The sequence below is a fragment of the Roseinatronobacter sp. S2 genome (assembly GCF_029581395.1).
In the GTDB taxonomy this organism is placed as follows: domain Bacteria; phylum Pseudomonadota; class Alphaproteobacteria; order Rhodobacterales; family Rhodobacteraceae; genus Roseinatronobacter.
Genome location: NZ_CP121113.1, coordinates 3,206,358 through 3,228,331 on the forward strand (window position 1 = coordinate 3,206,358; position 21,974 = coordinate 3,228,331).

Here is a 21,974-nt window from a genome sequence, read left to right on the forward strand (position 1 = left end):
GCGCTGCAACGCAGCAGAGTGTTTGGGAAAGTGTCAAGCATTCCCCGGCGAAGCTTCGCGCCCGGCCCCCTCAAGGCCGTAAAACCGCGCAGCAGTCTGGCCGCTGATCTGCGCGCAATCCGCCGCAGGCAGACGCGTTAGCCAGTCGTGAAACAATGCGTGCCACCCGTCATAGCTGCCCGCAAGCCGCAGCACAGGCCAGTCCGACCCCCACATCAGACGCTCCGCGCCAAACCAGTCCAGCAGGTCATCCATCAGGGGGAATAGTATATCGCGCGCATCTGGCAGTTGGGCGGGGGCCATTTCGGTCAGCAGGCCGGATATTTTGCAAAACGCGGCAGTGTCCCTTGCCAAATGCTGCATTCCGCTGCGCCACATATTATGGCGCGGATCATCCGGTGCGGCGGACAAGGCGGGTTTGGCCGCATGGTCAATGACCACCGGAAGATCAGGATGGCGGTTACAAAAACTCAGCAGCATGGCCAGATGCTGCGGCAACACAAGCGCATCAAACCGCAAATCATGCTCCCGCATGGCGGGCACCCACCCGTCCTGCGGGGCTGTCAGCAACCAATCATCCTGTTCAATATCCTGCAACATCGGGCGAATGCCGCGCAGGGCACCATTCGCCGCCAAGGCCTGCAACCTTGCGCCAATATCCGGCTGTGTCAGGTCCGCCCAGCCGACAATGCCCGCCACCGCGTCGCAATTCCGCGCCTGATCCAGCAGCCAGCGGGTTTCATCTTCCGTGGGCGCGGCCTGCACCACAATGGCGCGTGTGATCGCGGCCTGCCCCAGCCGCGCGGTCAATTCAGGTGTCCCGAAATCCTGTGCAATCGCGGTCAAGGCGGGGTTACCCCGATCAATCCAGCCGTAGTCCCCGCGATCCAGTGCCCAGATGTGGCAATGTGCATCAATTCCCGACATGCTAGATCGTCACCCCGCCATCAACCAGAACCGGCTGGCCAGTCATGAAGCGGCTTTCATCGGACAGCAGATAGATGATCATAGGCACCAGATCATCCACCGTCCCCAGCCGCCCCATGGGCTGGCGCGCGATGAAATCGCGTGCCGCTTGCGCGGGGTCGGCGGCTTGCGCGATGCGCCCACGCAGGGACGGTGTTTCAATCGTTCCGGGGCACAGGGCATTGCAGCGAACGCCCTTTTGCACGAAATCAGCCGCAATCGCCTTGGTCAGGCCAATCACCGCAGCCTTGGTCGCGCCATAAGCCGCACGATTTGGAAACCCTTTTACCGACGATGCCATGGACGCCATGTTCAAAATGGCCGCTGTTCCGGTAGTTTCCGCGCGACGCAGCATTCCGGGCAAAAAGGCACGACACATGCGCACCATGGACGTGACATTGACATCAAGACTAAGGGACCAATCCTTGTCGGACAGGTCCAGAATGCTGCCCTGATGCACAATCCCCGCGCAGTTGAACAGGCCATCCAGATCGGGCAACCGGCCCTGCAAGGCCGCAATCGCCTGCGGGTCGCAAACGTCCAGTTCATGCACGTCAACACTGCCTGCGCCGGACGGCCCCGCATAATCCAGCAATGCGCCATTGATGTCGGTGGCAATGACATTTGCCCCCTCGGCCGCAAGGCCCAAGGCTGCGGCACGGCCAATGCCCTGCCCGGCTGCTGTCACAAGGACAGTCTTTCCTTTCAGTCGCATGTTTCCCCCAAACCTTGCAGAACTTCGCCCCAAGTGGGACCGCCTGAAGTTTATATTTGGACAGACTATTCATATTTGATATGCTTGCAAGCATAAATTTTGCGCCCGTCTATCCATGAAACAGGACTGTCGGGTTTCGGATTGCAGCGCGCATCAACAGGGACAAACACATGGAAACAGGCAAGAAAACTGCTGGCCCTGCAAGTGCAAGCGACTCGCGCTACCGCGCACCAGCGCTGGATAAGGGGCTGGATATACTGGAACTTCTGGCCACAGAACCAAGCGGGCTGACGCGCAGCGAAATCGTCCGCGCCATGAACCGCAGCCCCAGCGAGATCTACCGCATGATCGAACGGCTGGTCGCGCGCGGCTATATCTGCCGGTCGGCGGAAGGTGACAGATACGCGCTGACGATGAAACTGTTCCTGCTGGGGTCCGCGCACCCGCCAATGCGCAGGCTGGTGTCACAGGCCCAACCCCTTATGGATGATTTCTCACGGCAGACATTCCAGTCGGTGCATCTGGTTATGCAAGAAGGTGCTTGTGCCGCAGTGGTTGCGCAAGCCAGTCATCAGGCAACCTGGGAATTTCGCCTGCGCGTTGGTGCCCAGCTGGACATATTGACAACAGGGTCCGGCCAAACGCTTTTGGCATTTCAGGACCATGCCGCACGCGGGCGCATATTGCAGGCCGTTCAGGCCATTCACGGCGATGTTGACGACGTCCAGCAAGACGTATTGGACAAGCTGCGCGCCACAGGCTACCGGACAGGGCCAAGCAGGCAACTGGTGGGCGTGACAGATATTTCCGTGCCGGTTTTCGGGACAGATGGCAACGCAATCGCAGTGCTGACCTGCCCCTACATCCAGCGCATCGGCACAGGCCGTTTGCCGGATATTGGCGTATCCGGCGCGCTGGAATTGCTGCGAGATGTCGCAGCGCAGATTGCACTGAACTAAAGCATGTCGCGCAAAAATGGGAACCGGCAGCGTGGGCATGTGCGCGCTGCGCTGATTGTTAGCGCAGGCTGACGGGCGGGCACACCCCGCAATCAGCGGTCATCCTGCCACAACTCCATCTCCCACCCTTCCGGCGGCGTGCATATTTTTGGGTCAGGCGACAACAGCGTGGCCGTATCCTTGAAATCATACGGCAATTGCCCAAGAATATGGCGCAGAACGGCCAGCCTTGCGCGAAACTTGTCTTCGGACCGGATAACCGTCCAAGGGGCAAAATCCGTATGGCTGCGCTGAAACGTTTCCGCAATGGCATGGGTGTAGCTGTTCCATTTCCCCAGCCCGTCAATGTCGATGCGCGACAGCTTCCAGTGTTTCATCGGATCGGACTCTCGCGCAAGCAGGCGGCGCAACTGCTCGGCACGGCCCACATTCAGCCAGATCTTGATCAGATGGACACCATCCCCCACCAGCATGCGTTCAAATTCCGGCACCTGATCGAAAAAGCGTTCGCGCTGCGCAGGCGTGCAAAACCCGAACACATGCTCGATCACGGCACGGTTATACCAGCTGCGGTCGAACAGCACCATTTCGCCCCCCGCCGGCAGGCATTCGACATAGCGCTGGAAATACCATTCGCGCAACTGGCGGTCTGTGGGGCGTGGCAGGGCCTCGACCCGAACGGTGCGGTGATTCGTGACTTCGGTAATCCGGTTGATGGCCCCTGATTTTCCAGCAGTGTCGCGCCCTTCAAAAATGACGACCACACGCTGGCCGGTTTCCGCAATCCAGTGCTGTAGCTTGACCAGTTCGAATTGCAGCGGCTTCAGATCATCTTCGTAATCCGACTTTTTCATCCAGCGCGGGTAGGGGAAATTGCCTGCCAATGTGTCACGCTTGCGCGCGTCAAGAACCGTTTGGCGCAAAACTTCGGGCGCAGTGTCGTTCAAGAACGCGGTAACCAACCCGTCTAGGGGCATCGGGATTGCACTCATCACTTGTTCCTTTTGCTGGTCAGGCCAGAAAAAGCGCTATTCAATCGTGATGCAAGTGTTTGATGGAGCGGGCAGCGGGAATCGAACCCGCACCAAGAGCTTGGAAGGCTCATGTGATACCATTTCACCATGCCCGCGCTGGCCATGAATTAGCCCAAGGTCAGCGCGGGGTCAAGCGCTGGCTAGGCCCGCATCATGGGTCGGCGCGGCAAAAACACCGTGATAACCCCCAAGGCAGGCAGCCAAGCACAGGCCTGATAAACCCACGCAATGCCGCGATAATCCGCCACCACACCCAGCAGGGCAGCCGCAATCCCGCCAAAGCCGAAGGCCAGCCCGAAAAATATTCCCGCCACAAGCCCCACGCGCCCCGGCAGCAATTCCTGCGCATAAACCACAATGGCCGGAAAGGCTGATGCGATGACCACGCCAATGATCACCGACAAGACACCAGTGGCCACAGGACCAACATGCGGCAGCAACAGCGTGAAGGGCAGAACCCCCAGAATGGACACCCAGATCACGACCAGCGGGCCAAACCGGTCCCCGATCAACCCGCCCAGCATAACGCCTGCGGCTGCGGCGGCCAGAAACAGGAACAGCATTTGTTGCGCAGCCCCGATCCCCATATCAAAACGGTCAATCAGGAAAAACGTGTAATAACTGCTGATGCTGGCGGTATAGGCATTCTTGCTGAAGGTCAGAATGGCCAGAATGACAACCGCCCAGACAACCCGCCCGCGTGGCAGGCCAAGCTCGCGGCTGGGGCGCCCGCGCGCCGCATTTGCGCGGTTGATGGCCCCATACCATGCCCCCACACGGTTCAGCAAAACCATCCCCACAAGGGCAAGCACCGCAAACCATGCCACGCTTGGCCGCCCCATTGGCAACACGATAAACGCCGCCAGCAACGGACCCAACGCAGATCCGAAATTCCCGCCCACCTGAAACAACGACTGCGCCGTGCCAAAGCGCCCGCCCGATGCCAGCCGTGCCACGCGGCTTGCTTCGGGGTGGAACACGGCGGACCCCACCCCAATCAGCATGGCCCCCGCAAGCAGCCCGCCATAGCTTTGGGCGCTGGCCAGCAGCACCAGCCCGATCAGCGTTGACCCCATCCCCACCGGCAGTGATTGCGGCATGGGCTTGCGGTCTGTCACCAGCCCGACCAGCGGTTGCATCAGCGACGCTGTCACCTGAAACGCGAAGGTCATCAGACCGATCTGCCAGAAACTAAGCGAAAATTCCTGCGCCAGCAGCGGGTAAAGCGCGGCAAGCAGCGATTGCATCACATCGTTGATCATATGGCACAGGCTGATGCCGACCAGGACGATCCATGTTGTCGTGGCGGCGGGGGTATCTGTCGTGGCGACCATGAAATCGCGCCTTTCACAAGGGGGCCAAGACGCGCAACATGCGCAGTGCCGCGCGGAAATGCAAGTAGGGGCGGGGTTCGCCCTTTCACGGCGGACAGGGGCGTGGCACAAAAGGCCGGTAGCCCAAACAGGAGTGGGACATGAAACGATCTGCGATCAATGATATACTGCAAGCCGCCGACGCGTTCATCGCAGGGTTTCAGTTTGCCCTGCCCCCCTTCGCCCATCTGTCCCCCGATGCCCTGCGCGGTAGTGATCATGCCCATATCAGGGACCGGCGGCTGGGCTGGGACATTACCGATTACGGCGGCGGCGATTTTGCGACTATGGGGCTGGCGCTATTCACCTTGCGCAATGGCACCCTGGCGGAACTGCAACAGGGGCGCGGCATGGTCTATGCAGAAAAACTGCTGATCTCTCGTGTGGATCAGCTTAGCCCGATGCACACCCATGCTGTGAAATCCGAAGACATCATAAACCGGGGCGGCGGCATTCTGGTGGTGGAGCTTTTCGCCTCATCCCCTGATGGGCACCGCGATCCGTCCTTGCCGGTCACCGTGACCTGTGACGGCATTGCGCGCACGCTGCCCGCAGGTGGCAAGCTGAAACTCGCCCCCGGCGAAAGCGTCACACTTAGGCCCGGTGACTGGCACGCCTTCTGGGCCGAAGGTGCGGATTGCCTGATTGGCGAGGTCAGCACCGTCAATGATGACGAAACCGACAATATCTTCGACCCGCCCTTGCCGCGTTTCACGAAGGTTGACGAAGATGCGCCGCCATGGCGGCTGCTGGTCAGCGACTATCCCCTTCATCTTGCCTGAAATACTCGCGGGGGGGACCGGCCCGTCAGGGCCGGTCGGGGGCGGCAGCCCCCCTTTTATACCTCAGGCTGTCCGCCCCTATTAATTCTGTCGCGGGCTATTCCGCCGCGCGCAAAGATGTGTGCGGGGGCAACGGGTTTTCCAGTTGCAGGGGCAACTGCTCCTCCAGCGGGGCGGGCGGCACGTCCCAGACAATCTCTGTCCCGCTGATTTGCTTCAGTTTACGCTCCAGCGCGCTGTCCCTGCGCGCGGGCGAATCGCGCGCGGACAACAACCAACGCAAGCCAAGCGCCCCACGATAGGCCCCTTTTTCAATCCAGACACGCAGCGCCAGCATTGCGGGCGTCAGCATCAATGTCAGAATCGTGGCCACACCCAGCCCGAACACCACCGCCGTGCCCAGTTGTTTCCACCAAAGCGATGTCGGGTTATCAATCGCATAACCACCATTGGCAAAATCAATACTGATCCCCAGCATCATCGGGGTCAGACCAGCCATCGTGGTCGTTGTCGTCATCAGAACCGGACGAATACGGGCTTCTACCGTGCGGATAATCGCCTCGATCCGCGGCATGATGGCTGCGTAATTCTGATAAGTGTCAATCAAAACAATGTTGTTGTTCACCACGATGCCCGCAAGCGCCACAATTCCGGTGCCTGTCATGATGATCGAAAATGTCTGGTCCATCACCAGCATACCGATCAACACACCGGCTGATGACAACACCACCGCCAGCAATACCAGCACCGAATTATAGAAACTGTTGAACTGCGTCAGCAAAATGACAAACATCAGTCCCAGCGCCGCGCTGAACGCCACCATCAGAAACTGCGTGCTTTCTTCCTGATCCTGCTGTTCGCCGGTCCATTCCCAATCCACACCATCGGGCAAGGGGCTTTCGGCAGTCAGCCATTCGGTCAGTGCTTCAATACGTTCGGTCGCCGTAATCGGCACGGTCCGCCAACGGTTCTGGTCAATCTCGGCCAATGTCGCTTGTGCGCGGGCATAGGCATCCGTGCCCGGCTCATTCTCGCGCAGGACGGTTTCAGAACGCGGCACCACGCGCATGGTCTGGCCAGAGGCATCGACCAGCCGCACCAAACCGGACCGCACATCCGCCTTCACATCGAAATAGCGCTGCTGGTCCACGCGGTCGATCTGCCCGCGCCGCGCGACAGGCTTTGTGGTGATGAAATTCGACAGGGGCACCATGCCGAAACTTGTCTGCACGCGCAGGGTTTCCAGCGTGGACAGCAAACGATCACTGTCCGGCAAACGCACGCGGATGTCGATTTCCTCGTCCGAGCTGTCCACGCGCATTGTATCCAGCAACAGCCCGCGGGTTACCAGTTGCACCATGCCACCGATTGTGGCGACATCCGCCCCGAAGCGCCCCGCCATGGCGGTGTCGACATCAATTTCCCAGTCTATGCCGGGAATGGGGCGGCTGTCTTCCAGATCGAACAGGCCGGACGTGTCGCGAAAACGCGCCAGCGCAGTTTCAACCGCGCCTTCCAGCACGTCGAAATCCTGCCCCTTCAGCCGCAGATGCACGGGTTTTTGCCCGGACGGGCCACCGCTTTGCACCAGAAATTCTGTCTGTATGCCGGGCAGTTGGTCGAATTTCTGCTCCAGCCGTTCAAGTATCCGCGCACCGCGCATGCTGGCATCGCCAACGCGGGTCTGCCAATGGGTCATTTCGAACTGGATCTGGCCTATCGCATCGCGTGGCGGCCCTGCGCCAGCAGTGTTGGTGTTCAACCCCCCGTCACCCGCAAACGCGAACACCGCATCAATACCGTCTTCGGCAATGGTAATATTTTCGACCTGACGCACCAGCGCGTCTTTTTCGGTGATCGAAAAATTCCCCCGTGCGCGCACATAGATAATGCCGCGCTCCGGCTCGGTTTCGACGAAGAATTCCACACCACGGTTATTCTCGCCATAATACTGGAATGTTGCCACAACGAACGCCCCAACCAGCACGATCAGGACGACCGGCATGATCGGGTTGCCCACGAAAAACCGCATGACATGGCCCGCTGGCGAATATTTGCGTTGCGCATCAATGCGACGGGGCTTGCCCAGTGGCTTGATGGCCGCGAAGCTGACGGAAATGCCCATTGCAGCCAGCATCATCAGCACCGCACCGGGCAATAGCTGCACTGCCGATTGCGCAGCTTGCGTCCCCCCTTGCAGATATGCGGGGTTCAACAACAGCATCGCCCCCAGCCACATCGCCGCGCCGGCCACGATGGCAAATGGCAGGCGCATAATCCATGGCAGACGACGCAGCGCCTGTGTCGCATGGTCCAGAATGCGGGCGGCCCGCCCGCTAAGCCCGCCCAGAACCGGCAGGAATATAAGTGCCACGATCAAAGATGCGGTCAGCACAAAAATCAGCGTGACAGGCAACATACCCATGAATTCCCCCGCCACGCCGGGCCAGAACAACATCGGCAAGAAGGCGCAAAGCGTGGTCGCCGTTGACGCGGTGATTGGCCAGAACATACGCTGCGCGGCCTTGACATAGGCCTGCATCGGGCCATCGCCTTCTTGCAGGCGCTTGTCGGCATATTCGGTCACCACCACCGCGCCATCAACCAGCACGCCCACTGCAAGGATCAACCCGAACATCACGATGTTGGAAACCGCAACCCCCATCAGCCCCAGCAAGATGAAGCACAACAGGAAGGATGCGGGAATCGCAAACCCCACAAGCATGGCAGACCGCGCGCCAAGGGCTGCCAGCACGACGATCATGACAAGCGCAATCGCCGTCAGCACGGACCCTTCCAGCTGGCTGACCATTTCACCCACTTCAACAGATGTGTCCAGCGCGGGCGTTATGCGAATGGCGGCCTGCAATTCTTCCGGCCAGCTGGCGCGTTCGGCGGCAATCGCCCCGCGCACCTGATCGGCGGTGTCGATGGCGTTGAACCCCTTGCGCTTGACCACCTGAATGGCAAGGTTGGTTTCACCATTGAAGCGCGCGGTTCCGGTCCGGTCCGCAAATGTCATGCGTATTTCAGCCAGATCGCCCAGCCGGACCACCGAATCCCCGTTCACCTTGACCGGCAGGCGGTAGATATCTTCAGGCCCTTCAAAACTGGCAGGGACGGTCACCCCGAATGCGCCCGCTGATGTTTCAACTTCGCCCGCGGCAACAAGCTGGTTGTTTTGCGTGACAACATTAATCAGTTCGCCAGCGGTCACGTTATACGCTTCCAGCCTGAGCGGGTCGATCAGCACCTCGACCATTTCGTCGCGCGAACCGGCAATTTCTGCCTCCAGCACGGAATCCAGCCCTTCGATCCGGCGCTGCAAATCGCGCGTGGCCCGCAAAAGCGCACGTTCGGACACATCGCCCGACACGGCGACAATGATCATCGGAAATTCGGAAAAATTGATTTCGCTAATCGAATAATTCTGCGCACCGCTGGGAAACTTGCCTTCCGCGCGGCCCATCGCATCGCGGACATCCGCAAGTGTGGCGGTTTTGTCCCAGCCGAATTCAAATTCCAGAACGGCCGCCGCAAATCCGTCTGCGGAAAACGCGCTTAGGGTTTTCAACCCGTCCAGATCGGACAATTCGGTTTCCATGGGGCGCACCAGCATGGTTTCGCCATCGACAGCCGAAATTCCCGGAAAGGGCACGGTGATAATGACCGCCGGAACCTCGATATCCGGCTCGCCTTCTTTCGGAAGGTTGAAATAGGTCACTGTGCCCGCAAACAGGGTCATCAGCGCAAGCGCCATGACCATGCGTGCATGGCTGGCAGCCCATGAAACCAGTCCGATCATGGCTGCACCCCTTGCGCGTCATGCGCCACGGTGTCGACATAGGCCCCTTCGCGGGTAAATTCCTGCCCGACGATGATTGCAGTGATCGTATCGGGCAGCCCCGTCAACCAGACACCGGAATCAGTGTCGCGCAATACGTTCGCCTGCGCGAAGCCTACCAATCCATCATCATCCACAACGCGCAGGCCCAGTTCACCCTGATCATTCAACGCCAGCGCGGACCCTGGCAGCAGATGGCCCTGCTCTGCGCGGGACATGACAACAATATCCGCGCTTTGACCATCCCGAATGGACAGATCATCGTTGGGCACAGTCACGTCGACACGGAAGGTGCGCGTCTGCGGGTCTGCCGCGCGCGACAGGAAGCTGACCTCGCCCGTGACCTGCCGGCCGGATGCCAGCTGCGCCTGTGCCGTTGCGCCCGGAACCAGCCGGTCAATCTGGGTTTCGGTTGCAAACCCCACAAGCCGAATCGTGTCCAGCTGAATCAGCGTGGCACATAGCGCGCCCGGTTGCAGCAGGCTGCCCAATTCGGCCGTGTCGCTTTCCAGTATACCATCGAAGGGCGCATACATGACCAGCCGCGCCATTTCCTCGACCGCGCGATCCACGCCAGCCTGCGCGGATTGCAACGCGGCCCGCGCATTCGCCAGCCGCGTTTCAGACCCGAACCCGCTTTCGGACAGGCCCGATGCAGCACGGAAGTTTATTTCAGCTTCCGTCAGGCCAGCGCGGGCTTCGTCCAGCGCGGCTTTGCGCACCCCCGGTGCGACTTCGCACAGCGGCGCACCTGCGGCAACCTGCGCGCCACGCCGCAAGGGTTCAGATGTTACCAGACCAGATGTTTCGGCCTTCACATCAACCTGACGCGCCGCTTCGGTGCGCCCGCGCAGCACAACGGGATTTTCGATTTCACGCGCATGGGACGTCTGGACCACCACACGAACGCGCGCACCCGGCGGCGGGGCGTCTTCTGGTGCTGGCTCTTCAGTTACGACGCCCGCGTATCCCAAAAGGGCCTCGCGCTCCATCACCATCAAATAGACCACGGCCATCACCAACAGCGCGGTGAAAAGTGGAAAGAAGCGCATGCTGATCACTCCGATCGTTGAGCAGGCAATAAAAACGATATACGCTGAACTGACGGGTTCGGATTAAACATGACAAGCGTAAAGCACAAGTGATGTTTACGCGATTAACATAGAGAATGTTTGCAAGGTTTCAACTCTTGCGCCTCAATGTTGCGCAGGGCTTGGCAATTCCCCCTGCTTCGCGGTAAGAGTGTGTTGTTTTTTCCAACGAGGTGCTGCGTGAGCAATCCTGACAGTTTCATCAATGAAGTCACCGAAGAGCTGCGCCGCGACCGTATGGTCGGCTATCTGCGGCGCTATGGCTGGATCGCCGTGGTGGTGGTGGCGCTGATTGTCGGGGGTGCGGCATGGAACGAATGGCGCAAGGCCACTGATCGCGCATCCGCGCAGGCATTTGGCGATGCGGTTCTGACCGCCCTTGAAAACGATGCATCCGCAGACCGCGTTCAGGCATTGTCGCAAATTGACGCGACTGGCGCGCAGCAAGGCGTGCTAAGCCTGCTAAGCGCGGGCGAATTGTTTGAAAGCGACCGCGCGGCAGCACTCGATGCCTTGCGCGCCGCATCTGAAGACACCGCATTGACCGACTCCTACCGCCAGCTTGCCGCGTTGAAATACGTTATTGCAGGGGGCAGCGATATTCCCCTGACGGATCGCGACTCCATTCTTGCCGGGCTTGCGCAACCAGGCCGGCCGTTCCGGCCACTTGCACTGGAACAGACTGCCCTGCTGCAACTGGAACAGGGCAATCCTGAAAGAACCATTGAAATTCTGACCGACTTGCTGTCACAATCCGACGTGTCGGACGCGCTGAGGCGTCGGGCAACACAACTAATCATTGCCTTGGGTGGTGATCCCGCCGCAAACTGATACACGCAACCAGATATAAGGGCCTTGCCCCTGCGGGCAAAATTCCACAAACCGGCCTTTCGGACCAGATTTATAGGAGTGCATGGTGAAACTCTGGACATACGCGAGCATCCTTGCCCTCGGCACTCTTGTTGCCGCTTGTGACCGCGGATTCATCCTCGAAGGGGAACGCTTCCCCTTGCGCGCTCCTTTTGCAGAAGGCGCAGGTGAAGCCCCCAGCAACCGGGCCGCGCCGATAAGCCTGCCTGCAACCGCAAGTAATGCCGAATGGACACACAGGCTGGGCACCCCCAGCACGCGCATTACCCATCCGGCACTTTCTGGCGGCCTGCAACCGCTTTGGTCTGTCCAGATTGGTCAGGGCGAAGGACGCCGCCACAGAATCACCGCCGAACCTGTGGCGAGTGGCGGATTGATCTACACACTGGACAGTCGCGCGCAGGTCGCGGCGGTCACCACGCAGGGTGAACTGGCCTGGACCCGCGATCTGACGCCCGCAACCACCCGCAGCGGCGATGCCGCATCGGGCGGGGGCCTGGCGATTGCCAATGGCAGGTTGTATGTCACATCCGCTTTCGGTGTTCTGGCCGCGCTGGACCTGCGCAGCGGCGATGTTATCTGGACCAAAACCTTCGACGCGCCCCTGACAGGCGCGCCGACAGTTACCGGTGACAGGGTTTATGTCGTAGCATCCGACAGCACGGCTTGGTCGATCAATGCCGCCACAGGCCAGACTGACTGGCAATTGTCCGGCACACCGTCAACAGCCAGCATGGTTGGCGGCGCGGCCCCCGCAATCGCGGGTGATCTGGTGCTGTTCCCCACCCCTGCCGGTGAATTGATTGGCGCGCGGCGCGACACAGGCCAGACCATGTGGCGCACAGTGATTGCAGGCACCCGCATCGGGGTTGGCTATGCCAAGGTCACCGATGTGACCGGTGACCCCGTCGTTCAGGGGGATCAAGTCTTTGTGGGCAACCAGTCCGGCCGTGTCATGGCGTTGAACACCCGCGACGGCAGCCGCATCTGGACCGCCGATGAAGCGGCCTATGGGCCTGTCTGGCCTGTCGGTGGGTCGGTATTTCTGATGTCTGACCGCAACCGCCTTGTCCGGCTGAACAGCCGCGATGGTGAATTCATCTGGGCGCAGCCATTGCCCTTGCACACCCAGACCCGCGAACGTCGCCGCGCCGAGATTTTTGCCCATTACGGCCCTGTTCTGGCAGGCGGGCGTCTGGTGGTGGCATCGAATGACGGCCTGATCCGGCTGTTCGACCCTGCATCCGGCGCATTGAATGGACAAATCGAATTGCGCGGCGGTGCAGCCGTCAGTCCGATTGTTGTGGGCGGCACACTTTATGTATTGTCCAGCGATGGACGATTGAACGCCTATCGCTGATACCAATAATCCTGCGCGCCAGCAGGTGTTTCCCTGCGGTGCGACCCAGTTTCCTTGATGGCCCCTGTGCGGGGCCATCACGCTTTCCCCGGAGGGGCATATGAGCTTCACTCTCGCAATCGTCGGCAGGCCGAATGTCGGCAAATCGACCCTGTTCAACCGCCTTGTCGGCAAACGTCTGGCGCTGGTCGATGACCAGCCCGGTGTAACGCGCGACCTGCGCGAAGGGGCCGCCAAGCTGGGTGATCTGCGCTTCACCGTCATTGACACCGCTGGTCTGGAAGAAGTCACCGACGACAGCCTTCAGGGCCGCATGCGCCGCCTGACCGAACGCGCCGTCGACATGGCCGATATCTGCCTGTTCATGGTGGACGCGCGCACCGGCATTACCCCCACCGATGAAATGTTCGCCGATATTCTGCGCAAACGCGCCGATCATGTCATTCTGGCCGCCAACAAGGCCGAAGGGCGCGCCGCTGATGGTGGTGTGCTGGATGCCTACAGCCTTGGCCTTGGCGAACCTGTGCGCCTGTCTGCCGAACATGGCGAAGGGCTGGACGAGCTTTATCACATCCTGCGCCCGCTATCTGATGAATATGCAGAACGCGCAGAAGAAGACGCACCCGAAACCGATCTGGACGTATCAGAGGGCGAAAACGACGCGCCCGAAGATTTCACCCCCAGCGCGAAACGCCCCCTTCAGGTTGCTGTCATCGGGCGGCCCAATGCAGGCAAGTCAACACTGATCAACAAGATACTGGGCGAAGACCGTCTGCTGACCGGGCCAGAGGCCGGGATCACCCGCGATTCGATTTCACTGTCGATGAACTGGCTGGGCACGCCCACGCGCATTTTTGATACTGCGGGCATGCGCAAAAAGGCGCGTGTTATCGACAAGGTCGAAAAACTGTCTGTGGCCGACGGGCTGCGCGCCGTGCGTTTTGCCGAAGTTGTGGTGGTGTTGCTGGATGCCGCGATTCCCTTTGAACAGCAGGATTTGCGCATCGCGGATTTTGCCGAATCCGAAGGGCGGGCCGTTGTGGTTGCAGTCAACAAATGGGATCTGGAAGATGAGAAGCAGGACAAGCTGAAAGCCCTGCGCACGGGGTTTGAAAAGCTGCTTCCGCAATTGAAAGGCGCGCCGCTTGTCACCATTTCGGCCAAGACAGGCAAAGGGCTGGACAGGCTGCATGACGCCGTGCTGCGCGCGCATGAAGTGTGGAACCGTCGTGTGCCCACTGCCCGGCTGAACCAATGGCTGGCCGCCATGATCGAGGCCCACCCGCCCCCCGCACCGGGCGGCAAGCGCATCAAACTGCGCTACATGACACAGGCCAAGACCCGCCCGCCGGGATTTGTCGTCATGTGTTCCAACCCCGAAGACCTGCCCGCAAGCTACAGCCGTTATCTGGTCAACAGCCTGCGCGACAGCTTTGACATGCCGGGCACGCCTATCCGGATGTTCATGCGCTCACAATCAGACAAGAACCCCTATAAGGGCCGCAAGAAAGCACCGCCATCGAAGCTGCGCAAGCATTTGCAAGGCCGCAAGGCCGACTGAACCGCGCCGTTATCAGGTTGTTAACCAGTATCTGCCATAATCATGGATTGAATGAAGGGCAAAATGTATGGGCATGGGCGTGTATAAGCTGGCGGTTGGATTAGTCGCGTTCTGTCTGGGCCTTGTCCAGTTGCCCGCCCGTGCTGATATGCCGCTGGATGCGCGTGTGGTCATGTCGGGCCATTCGCTGACCGATCCCATCCCCGACATGCTGCGCCCGATGGTGCACGCAACGGGCGGGCGCGGGGCGGTTATTGACCGCTCCACCATTCCCGGCAGCCCTATGGACTGGCGCTGGAACAACACGGCCCAACCTGTGGATGCCCGCACCGGGATGGCCAGTTACGATCTGCTGGTGCTGACGGAACGCGTGCCACTTCTGAACACGATGGGCTATCATAACTCCGCAGATGAAGCGCTGCGATGGGTGCGCCATGCATGGGAAAACGGGGCGCAAACGGTGCTCTATGCCACATGGATCACGCGCGACACCGGGCCGGGCGCTGGCGATGACACTGCGGAAGCGCATATCCAGTTTCGCGAACGGTTGCAGGTTGAACAGGACCGCTGGCTGGAAATCCGCGACCATGTGAACCAGAACCGCCCCGATGGGATGCCCGAAATGGTCATGATACCCGGACCGCGCATTATGACTGCAATTTATGACGCGATTGATGCGGGCACGGCCCCCGGCCTGACCAGCATGGATGCCCTGTTCAGCGATGCGATTCACGTCAATGATCTGGGGGCCTATGTCATGGCCTTGGCGCATTATGCGGTCATCTACGGGCGCAGCCCACTGGATGTGCCCTTGGGGCTGGGACGCACCCCCACGCCGGACCCTGCACTGGCACGCTGGCTGCAACAGCTTGTTGCGGATGTGGTGGCCCAAGCCCCGGAAGCGCGGGCCTCTGGTCACTGACCGTATTGCAGCAGGTGGAAACATCACTGATGGTGGTGGGTAGTGGCCTGAAGCGGTCATTGGGGAGATTCCCAAGGCGCGGAATCAAGGGCGCAGCCCGCCGCGCCATCGGTGGGCCGTCCCGCGGCCTGCCGATTCCGCTGATGGTGATTCAATCCTTTGAAGACAGGAGTATGCCGCCTGCATAAAGTGAACTTCACTGGCGTCGGACCGGCAGACCCCGGCCCACCGCTGGCGCGGGCTTTGTTCAAGTGTGAAGGGCAGCAAAAGGCCAATTTCAGTCCGTCAGGGGAGTTATGCAAACATTCCACAGCACTGCCCCCCCGATGCAGCCAAACACGAATTACTGCGCTGCCGGCCCAATCTGCCCCACCGGGCCAAGCGCGCCCGTCTGCGCGCGCTGCATCAGCAGATGGTCCAGCAAAACGCAGGCCATCATCGCCTCTCCCACGGGAACGGCACGAATGCCCACGCAAGGATCATGGCGTCCTTTTGTCACCACATCTGTCGGATCGCCCGCCCGCGTGACAGATGCACGCGGCGTATGGATGGATGATGTGGGTTTCACCGCGAAACGCACGACAATATCCTGCCCCGTTGAAATCCCGCCCAGAATGCCGCCTGCCTTGTTGGACCGGTAGCGCGGGCCATCCGGTCCCATCTCGATTTCATCGGCGTTTTCCACGCCAGTCAGCGCCGCAGCCCCCATGCCAGCGCCGATTTCCACGCCCTTGACCGCATTGATGGACATCATCGCGGCGGCCAGTTCCGTGTCCAGCTTCGCATAAATTGGCGCGCCCAGCCCCGCAGGTGCGCCTGCGGCCACCACTTCGATCACCGCGCCCACGGAATTGCCATCCTTGCGAATCTGGTCCAGCGCCTGCGCCCAGTCCTGCGCGGCTTGCGCATCGGGCACCCAGAACGGGTTGCGCGCCACCTCGTCCAGATCAAAGCGCGCGCGGTCAATGGTGTGCGGCCCCATCTGCACCATATATCCCGCAATGCTCAGCCCCGGCACCAGTGCATCCAGAACAGCGCGCGCCACACCACCCGCAGCCACGCGCGCTGCTGTTTCGCGTGCAGAAGACCGCCCGCCCCCACGCGGGTCGCGCAACCCGTATTTCTGGAAATAAGTAATATCGGCATGGCCGGGGCGGAATGTATCAAGGATATTGCCGTAATCCCTGGACCGCTGGTCAATATTGCGGATCATCAGTTGAATGGGCGTGCCGGTGGTCTGCCCCTCATAAACGCCTGACAGAATTTCCACCTCGTCAGGTTCGCGTCGCTGCGTGGTGTGGCGGTTCTGTCCGGGTTTGCGTTTGTCCAGCCAGCGCTGCAACATGGCCGCATCCAGCGCCACGCCGGGGGGGCAGCCGTCAACAGTGGCCCCAAGGGCCGGACCATGGCTTTCGCCCCATGTGGTCACACGAAAGATATGGCCGAATGTATTAAAGCTCATGCGCGGCACTCCTTTGGGAAAACACTTAGCGCCAAGGCGCGCAAGGCTCAAGCGCCGCACTTGCCGCGACAGGCGAAAACACTTAAGTGGTGTGTCACCTCGGGGTGCCTGCTTGCAGGCTGAGATGCGACTATCGCGGACCCGTTGAACCTGACCCGGTTCAGACCGGCGGAGGGAAGGTTGCGGGCAAGCGCCCGTTGCAATCTCCGCCCGTCGTGAATGAAGGAGATTGAACAGATGATACGTTTCCATTTCGCGGCAGTGGCAGCCTTGGCAATCACAGGTGCGGCGCAGGCCGACACATTGACCGTGCTGGCCCCCGACTATTTCGGGTCAAGCTGGGGCCCCGGCCCCGCCATCAAGCAAGGGTTCGAGGACCGCTGCGATTGCACGCTGGAGTATCGCACCGGCGACGTTCTGCCCCGCCTGATGCTGGAGGGGGAGCGTTTGCAGGCCGATCTGGTCATGGGCTTGGGCACGGATGAATTGCTGCGCGCACGCCAGTCGGGCCTGTTTGTGCCACATGGGCAGGATCTGGCCCCGCTGACCGTGCCGGTTGACTGGCAAGATGACAGCTTCATCCCCTTCAACTGGTCCTATGCGGCCTTTGTCTATGACCGCACACGGCTGGAAACCCCGCCTGCCAGCTTTGCAGAACTGATTGAACGGGATGATATTTCACTGATCTGGCAAGACCCCCGTTCGTCGGGCGCGGGGCTGGCCCTGATGCTGTGGGTTGACCACCTGTATGGCGAGGACGCGCACAGGATCTGGCAAAACCTTGCGGCCAAGACGGTCACGGTTACCGCTGGCTGGTCGGAAGCTTACGGCATGTTCACCGATGGTGAAGCGGATATGGTGCTAAGCTACACCACGTCACCTGCCTATCACATTGCCGAAGAAGATGATGACACCAAGGCGGCTGCAATATTTGAAGAAGGGCATTATTTCATTGCCGAAGCTGCCGGTATTCTGGCGGGCGCGCAGCAACCCGATCTGGCGCGGCAGTTTATGGAATACATCCTGTCGCAGGAATTCCAGTCCATGATTGCAACGGCAAACTGGTCTTACCCTTCTGCCCTGCCGCACGCGGACTGGCCGCAGGTGTTCCGCGACCTGCCCCTGCCGGATCAAGCCATATTCCTGACCGAAGAGTTGGCCGATGACCGCCGCACACCGGCACTTTCGCATTGGCTGGATGGCATGACGCGGTGACGCGCAACGCGGCCAGTGCTGCACGGCTGTTCACCCTGATCGCGGGCAGTCTGGTCGCGCTGTGGTTGCTGGTGCTGAATTTCGGCGCATTGGGCGCTGTGGCGGTGCGGGCCGAAGGGTTCAGCGCGCTACGCGGGTCCGACTGGGCGGCGGTGCGGTTTACACTGGTTCAGGCTGTGTTGTCGGCGATGCTGTCGGTGGCACTGGCCATACCGGTTGCGCGCGCGCTGGCGCGGCGGCAATTCAGGGGGCGCGGGCTGCTGATTACGCTGATGGGGGCACCGTTTATCCTGCCGACGCTGGTTGCGGTGCTGGGGTTGCTGGCGGTGTTTGGCCGGTCCGGCCTGATAAATCAGGGGCTGGAGGGGCTGGGACTGGCGCGGTTCAATATTTTCGGCCTGCATGGTGTGGTGCTGGCGCATGTATTTTATAACCTGCCACTGGCCACGCGGATTGTGCTGCAAGGTTGGGCCGCCATCCCGGCGGAACGTTTCCGGCTGGCGGCGTCGCTTGGCTTTCGCCCGCAAGACACCTTTCGCCAGCTTGAAGTCCCGATGCTGCGCGCAGTGTTGCCCGGCGCGTTTCTGGTTATTTTCCTGATCTGCCTGACCAGCTTTTCAGTGGCCCTGACGATGGGGGGTGGCCCGCGGGCAACGACGGTGGAACTGGCCATCTATCAGGCGTTTCGGTTTGATTATGACATGGGACGTGCGGCCCTTCTGGGCTTGGTGCAATTCGCGCTATGCGCAGTGGCGGGGCTGGTCGCGTGGCGGGTGGCGCTACCGTCTGCACTGGGCGGGGGTATGGACCGGCCTGTGCAGCGCTTTGACACAGGCGGGGCAGCGTTGCGGTCATGGGACAGCGCGTTGATTGTCAGCGGGGCGCTGTTCTTGCTGGTCCCGCTGGCTATGATCACCTTGCGCGGCCTGCCCCATATCGCGGGTCTGCCCGTTGAAGTGTGGCAGGCCGCAGGACGGTCGCTTTTGGTGGCGCTGGGGGCCACGGCCGTGACACTGGCCATGACGCTGGCGCTCGCGCATGCTGTGCTGGCATTTCGCGGCGGCGCGTTTCTGGAATGGCTGGGATTGGCCGCACTTGCCGCATCGCCCTTGGTTATCGGCACGGGGCTGTTTTTGCTGATCCAGCCCTTGGCCAATCCGCGCGATTTTGCGCTTGTGGTGACCATGCTGGTAAATGCCGGAATGGCCATGCCTTTTGCGCTGCGCCTGATCCTGCCTGCCTTGCGCGACATCACCTGCACACAAGGCAGGCTGGCTGATGCCTTGGGCCTGCACGGGTGGGCACGGTTGCGCATTGTCACCCTGCCACGCCTGCGCCGCCCGCTGGGGTTTGCCGCAGGTTTGACCGCCGCGCTGTCGATGGGCGATCTGGGGGTGATCATGCTGTTTGCTGAACGCGAAGGGGCGACACTGCCTATGCAGCTTTACCGTTTGATGACCGCTTACAGACTGGATGACGCCGCCGGTGCGGCGCTGGTCTTGCTGGGCGCAAGCCTTGGGCTGTTCTGGGCCTTTGACCGATGGGGGCGCGGCCATGCTGAAGCTTGATGGCGTGACAATCCGGCAGGATGATTTCAGCCTGACCGCCAATCTGTGCGTGCCGGCGGGCACGCGCGCGGCCGTGATCGGGCCTTCCGGGGCTGGGAAGTCCACATTTCTGGGCGCGATCGCGGGGTTTGTGCCGGTGTCAGCAGGGCATGTCATATGGGACGGGCAAGATCTGACAGCGCTTGGCCCGTCGGGCAGGCCCGTCTCGACACTGTTTCAGGACAACAACCTGTTCCCGCATCTGAATGTGTTCCAGAATATCGCATTGGGCTTAAAGCCGTCATTGCGGGTGACCACCACAGAGCGCGCACAGATAGATATGGCGATGGGGCGCGTCGGGCTGTTGGGTTTTGGGGCGCGCAAACCCGCACAACTGTCGGGCGGACAGCAAAGCCGCGTGGCACTTGCGCGCGTGTTGCTGCGTGCCCGACCGCTGTTGTTGCTGGATGAACCGTTTTCCGCACTTGGCCCAGCCCTAAAGGCCGAAATGCTGACACTTGTGGGCGATATTTGCGCGGAAACCAATATCACGCTGCTGATGGTGACCCATGATGTGGGCGATGCGCGTGCGATTGCAGAGCAGACAATTCTGGTGGCGGACGGGCACGCCACCGGCCCGTTCCCGACTGCGGACCTGTTGGACAACCCGCCACCCGCGCTGCGCGACTATCTGGGGTGAAATTGCCAGTTCATGGCGTGGCAGGATCAGCTTGGGTCGTTGCAGCTTGGACAAAGCCCGCTCCAGCGGCGGGCTGAAGCCCTTTGCTCCGCGCCTTTGCGCATCCCCTTCAGGCCATATTCCACCAGCCGTATCGTGCCAAATGGCGTGATCACCCATGCATACGGCGTGCAAAACCAACGCGTGCTTTCATGCCCGAATGCCCCGCCAAGGATGCGCTACCCCTTAAGTTTGCGCCCCAGCAATTCCAGCCGGTGCCCGTGCAAATGATAGCCCAGGCGGCGGGCAATCTTTTCCTGCAATGCCTCGATTTCAGGATCGCAGAACTCGATCACCTCGCCGGTGTCCATGTCAATCAGATGGTCATGATGGTCCCGCTGGCTGTCTTCAAAACGGGCGCGGCCATCGCCGAATTCCAGCCGGTCCAGAATGCCCACTTCTTCCAGCAGCTTGACCGTGCGGTATACCGTCGCAAGCGAAATTCTGGAATCCAGCGCATTGGCGCGCGCATGCAATTCCTCGACATCGGGGTGATCCGATGCTTGCTCGATCACCTGCGCAATGGTGCGGCGCTGGTCGGTCATGCGCAGGCCCTGCGCTTCCAGTCGGTCAAGGATTGTCTTGCTCACGCGTGCTGTCCTGCTTCACTTGGTTGCCACAGTTTACCCGCAAGCGGCCGCGCTGAAAACCGCCAATCCTGCTAACGCTTGCCATAATACAGGCCCACAACATGCTCTGCCTGCGCAAAAAACAGCCAGCGTTGCACAAACATCCCTGCGGTATGGGCCAGAAGGGCCAGGGCAACAGATATGTAGCTGACAGGCCCCAGCAACAGCAAGGCCGGCAAAAGCGCGCCGAAGCCCAGCGCGATCAGGCGCAGTTTATGGGCGTGCTTGCGCCCCACCACATAGACCATTTCGCGCAGCAGATAGTTCTGGCCGGAATGTGGCGGCTCCAACAGTCGCACGCGCCCAAGACTGCCCAAACCCGTTGCTGTGCCGCTGTCGGACCCCGATGCGCGAAACTGCCGGTCCCCTGCGACCCAATGCACAACCATGGCAACCGACAGGGCCAGCATGCCCCACAATGCCACCGATGCCAGACCCGCGACCAGCGCCCCGCCCGCTAAAGCAGCGACAACGAAAACCGGCGGGGTGCTGGCGTGGTGCCAGCGCGGAACCGCCTTGATCTGCGCATAGATCATCGCAGTCGCAAAGATCGTGACCAAGGCCAGCATAGCCCCGATCCACCCCAGAACCGGCAGCGGCATGCCCCAAAAAACCGATGCGGCGGCATGCGGGGCCATTACCAGCAATGCGGCCACAGACAACACCGCTTCACGCGACAACCAGCTTGAACGCCATTGCGTGAATGCCTTGAGTGCGCGTTCAGGGTGGCCAAGATGAAAGGCAGCGGCAATCAGTCCGGCACCCGCCAGACCATATCCAAGGCCGAACAGGATGAACGCCCTTGCCCCCAATGGCGCGGACAGGCCAAGGCCCAACCACACCAGCAGCCCGAACCCAAGGCCCGAAAGCACCGTAAACAGAATAAGCGACGGGGCGGGATGCAT

At 60.8% G+C, this 21,974-nt stretch carries 18 protein-coding genes, 1 tRNA gene and 1 riboswitch; of the genes, 9 read left to right on the forward strand and 10 right to left on the reverse strand.

Features of this window, described 5'->3' with window-relative positions:
- Positions 1 to 33 precede the first annotated feature (33 nt).
- Positions 34 to 927: an amidohydrolase gene (locus P8S53_RS15470; RefSeq protein WP_277804873.1), complete on the reverse strand. Its 894-nt coding sequence runs from the start codon at positions 925 to 927 to the stop codon at positions 34 to 36.
- Position 928: 1 nt separating this feature from the next.
- Positions 929 to 1,681: an SDR family oxidoreductase gene (locus P8S53_RS15475; protein WP_277804874.1), complete on the reverse strand. Its 753-nt coding sequence runs from the start codon at positions 1,679 to 1,681 to the stop codon at positions 929 to 931.
- A 170-nt stretch (positions 1,682 to 1,851) separates the two neighbouring features.
- Here P8S53_RS15475 and P8S53_RS15480 point away from each other — a divergent pair, with 170 nt between their 5' ends.
- The gene (locus P8S53_RS15480; RefSeq protein ID WP_277804875.1) at positions 1,852 to 2,640 is read left to right on the forward strand and encodes an IclR family transcriptional regulator; all 789 of its coding nucleotides are present in this window, start codon (positions 1,852 to 1,854) and stop codon (positions 2,638 to 2,640) included.
- A gap of 92 nt (positions 2,641 to 2,732) precedes the next feature.
- On the opposite strand, the gene ppk2 is transcribed toward P8S53_RS15480, so the two are convergent.
- The 3 genes from ppk2 to P8S53_RS15495 all read right to left on the reverse strand — a co-directional run bounded on the left by ppk2 (position 2,733) and on the right by P8S53_RS15495 (position 5,008).
- Positions 2,733 to 3,632, reverse strand: coding sequence for a polyphosphate kinase 2 (gene ppk2, locus P8S53_RS15485; RefSeq protein ID WP_277804876.1), 900 nt, complete (start codon positions 3,630 to 3,632; stop codon positions 2,733 to 2,735).
- A gap of 63 nt (positions 3,633 to 3,695) precedes the next feature.
- Positions 3,696 to 3,769 (reverse strand) — tRNA-Gly (locus tag P8S53_RS15490).
- A 45-nt stretch (positions 3,770 to 3,814) separates the two neighbouring features.
- Positions 3,815 to 5,008 (reverse strand): MFS transporter, encoded by a 1,194-nt coding sequence (locus P8S53_RS15495; protein ID WP_277804877.1) that lies wholly within the window; start codon positions 5,006 to 5,008, stop codon positions 3,815 to 3,817.
- A gap of 140 nt (positions 5,009 to 5,148) precedes the next feature.
- Between P8S53_RS15495 and P8S53_RS15500 the strand changes: the two genes are divergently transcribed.
- Positions 5,149 to 5,829 carry a D-lyxose/D-mannose family sugar isomerase gene (locus P8S53_RS15500; RefSeq protein WP_277804878.1) on the forward strand — a complete coding sequence of 227 codons (681 nt, stop codon included), beginning with the start codon at positions 5,149 to 5,151 and terminating at the stop codon, positions 5,827 to 5,829.
- 97 nt (positions 5,830 to 5,926) lie between these two features.
- Here the strand turns inward: P8S53_RS15500 and P8S53_RS15505 are convergent, their stop codons facing one another.
- On the reverse strand, positions 5,927 to 9,634 hold the full coding sequence (locus P8S53_RS15505; protein WP_277804879.1) for an efflux RND transporter permease subunit: 3,708 nt from the start codon (positions 9,632 to 9,634) through the stop codon (positions 5,927 to 5,929).
- The gene (locus P8S53_RS15510) at positions 9,631 to 10,725 is read right to left on the reverse strand and encodes an efflux RND transporter periplasmic adaptor subunit (RefSeq protein WP_277804880.1); all 1,095 of its coding nucleotides are present in this window, start codon (positions 10,723 to 10,725) and stop codon (positions 9,631 to 9,633) included. The genes P8S53_RS15505 and P8S53_RS15510 overlap by 4 nt, the downstream gene beginning before the upstream one ends.
- Before the next feature lie 219 nt (positions 10,726 to 10,944).
- Here P8S53_RS15510 and P8S53_RS15515 point away from each other — a divergent pair, with 219 nt between their 5' ends.
- The 4 genes from P8S53_RS15515 (at position 10,945) to P8S53_RS15530 (ending at position 15,477) form a co-directional block, all read left to right on the forward strand.
- Positions 10,945 to 11,595 carry a hypothetical protein gene (locus P8S53_RS15515; protein WP_277804881.1) on the forward strand — a complete coding sequence of 217 codons (651 nt, stop codon included), beginning with the start codon at positions 10,945 to 10,947 and terminating at the stop codon, positions 11,593 to 11,595.
- A gap of 178 nt (positions 11,596 to 11,773) precedes the next feature.
- Positions 11,774 to 12,994, forward strand: a complete 1,221-nt coding sequence (locus tag P8S53_RS15520) for a PQQ-like beta-propeller repeat protein (protein ID WP_277804882.1) — start codon at positions 11,774 to 11,776, stop codon at positions 12,992 to 12,994.
- 100 nt (positions 12,995 to 13,094) lie between these two features.
- Positions 13,095 to 14,555, forward strand: coding sequence for a ribosome biogenesis GTPase Der (der, locus tag P8S53_RS15525; protein WP_277804883.1), 1,461 nt, complete (start codon positions 13,095 to 13,097; stop codon positions 14,553 to 14,555).
- Positions 14,556 to 14,622: 67 nt separating this feature from the next.
- Positions 14,623 to 15,477: a hypothetical protein gene (locus P8S53_RS15530; protein ID WP_277804884.1), complete on the forward strand. Its 855-nt coding sequence runs from the start codon at positions 14,623 to 14,625 to the stop codon at positions 15,475 to 15,477.
- A 343-nt stretch (positions 15,478 to 15,820) separates the two neighbouring features.
- Here P8S53_RS15530 and aroC read toward each other — a convergent pair whose 3' ends face one another.
- Positions 15,821 to 16,939 (reverse strand): chorismate synthase, encoded by a 1,119-nt coding sequence (aroC, locus tag P8S53_RS15535; RefSeq protein ID WP_277804885.1) that lies wholly within the window; start codon positions 16,937 to 16,939, stop codon positions 15,821 to 15,823.
- A gap of 90 nt (positions 16,940 to 17,029) precedes the next feature.
- Positions 17,030 to 17,133: riboswitch (TPP riboswitch) on the forward strand.
- A gap of 43 nt (positions 17,134 to 17,176) precedes the next feature.
- On the opposite strand from aroC, the gene P8S53_RS15540 reads away from it, so the two are divergent.
- From P8S53_RS15540 to P8S53_RS15550, 3 genes are read left to right on the forward strand one after another with little or no spacing between them, the layout of a single operon-like run.
- Positions 17,177 to 18,154, forward strand: coding sequence for a thiamine ABC transporter substrate binding subunit (locus P8S53_RS15540; RefSeq protein WP_277804886.1), 978 nt, complete (start codon positions 17,177 to 17,179; stop codon positions 18,152 to 18,154).
- Positions 18,151 to 19,722, forward strand: coding sequence for a thiamine/thiamine pyrophosphate ABC transporter permease ThiP (locus tag P8S53_RS15545; protein WP_373418529.1), 1,572 nt, complete (start codon positions 18,151 to 18,153; stop codon positions 19,720 to 19,722). The genes P8S53_RS15540 and P8S53_RS15545 overlap by 4 nt, the downstream gene beginning before the upstream one ends.
- The gene (locus tag P8S53_RS15550; protein WP_277804888.1) at positions 19,709 to 20,401 is read left to right on the forward strand and encodes an ATP-binding cassette domain-containing protein; all 693 of its coding nucleotides are present in this window, start codon (positions 19,709 to 19,711) and stop codon (positions 20,399 to 20,401) included. The genes P8S53_RS15545 and P8S53_RS15550 overlap by 14 nt, the downstream gene beginning before the upstream one ends.
- A gap of 218 nt (positions 20,402 to 20,619) precedes the next feature.
- Here P8S53_RS15550 and P8S53_RS15555 read toward each other — a convergent pair whose 3' ends face one another.
- The gene (locus P8S53_RS15555; protein WP_373418530.1) at positions 20,620 to 20,985 is read right to left on the reverse strand and encodes a Fur family transcriptional regulator; all 366 of its coding nucleotides are present in this window, start codon (positions 20,983 to 20,985) and stop codon (positions 20,620 to 20,622) included.
- Positions 20,986 to 21,101: 116 nt separating this feature from the next.
- On the reverse strand, positions 21,102 to 21,974 hold the full coding sequence (locus tag P8S53_RS15560) for a DmsC/YnfH family molybdoenzyme membrane anchor subunit (RefSeq protein WP_277804890.1): 873 nt from the start codon (positions 21,972 to 21,974) through the stop codon (positions 21,102 to 21,104).

What these genes read in the sequence shown, in the direction of transcription:
- P8S53_RS15505 (WP_277804879.1), bottom strand. Translation starts at nt 9,634, where the DNA reads ATGATCGGACTGGTTTCATGGGCTGCCAGCCATGCACGCATGGTCATG.
- P8S53_RS15495 (WP_277804877.1), bottom strand. Translation starts at nt 5,008, where the DNA reads ATGGTCGCCACGACAGATACCCCCGCCGCCACGACAACATGGATCGTC.
- der (WP_277804883.1), top strand. Translation starts at nt 13,095, where the DNA reads ATGAGCTTCACTCTCGCAATCGTCGGCAGGCCGAATGTCGGCAAATCG.
- aroC (WP_277804885.1), bottom strand. Translation starts at nt 16,939, where the DNA reads ATGAGCTTTAATACATTCGGCCATATCTTTCGTGTGACCACATGGGGC.
- P8S53_RS15530 (WP_277804884.1), top strand. Translation starts at nt 14,623, where the DNA reads ATGGGCATGGGCGTGTATAAGCTGGCGGTTGGATTAGTCGCGTTCTGT.
- P8S53_RS15470 (WP_277804873.1), bottom strand. Translation starts at nt 927, where the DNA reads ATGTCGGGAATTGATGCACATTGCCACATCTGGGCACTGGATCGCGGG.
- P8S53_RS15555 (WP_373418530.1), bottom strand. Translation starts at nt 20,985, where the DNA reads ATGACCGACCAGCGCCGCACCATTGCGCAGGTGATCGAGCAAGCATCG.
- P8S53_RS15510 (WP_277804880.1), bottom strand. Translation starts at nt 10,725, where the DNA reads ATGCGCTTCTTTCCACTTTTCACCGCGCTGTTGGTGATGGCCGTGGTC.
- P8S53_RS15500 (WP_277804878.1), top strand. Translation starts at nt 5,149, where the DNA reads ATGAAACGATCTGCGATCAATGATATACTGCAAGCCGCCGACGCGTTC.
- ppk2 (WP_277804876.1), bottom strand. Translation starts at nt 3,632, where the DNA reads ATGAGTGCAATCCCGATGCCCCTAGACGGGTTGGTTACCGCGTTCTTG.
- P8S53_RS15550 (WP_277804888.1), top strand. Translation starts at nt 19,709, where the DNA reads ATGCTGAAGCTTGATGGCGTGACAATCCGGCAGGATGATTTCAGCCTG.
- P8S53_RS15540 (WP_277804886.1), top strand. Translation starts at nt 17,177, where the DNA reads ATGATACGTTTCCATTTCGCGGCAGTGGCAGCCTTGGCAATCACAGGT.
- P8S53_RS15560 (WP_277804890.1), bottom strand. Translation starts at nt 21,974, where the DNA reads ATGCATCCCGCCCCGTCGCTTATTCTGTTTACGGTGCTTTCGGGCCTT.
- P8S53_RS15480 (WP_277804875.1), top strand. Translation starts at nt 1,852, where the DNA reads ATGGAAACAGGCAAGAAAACTGCTGGCCCTGCAAGTGCAAGCGACTCG.
- P8S53_RS15475 (WP_277804874.1), bottom strand. Translation starts at nt 1,681, where the DNA reads ATGCGACTGAAAGGAAAGACTGTCCTTGTGACAGCAGCCGGGCAGGGC.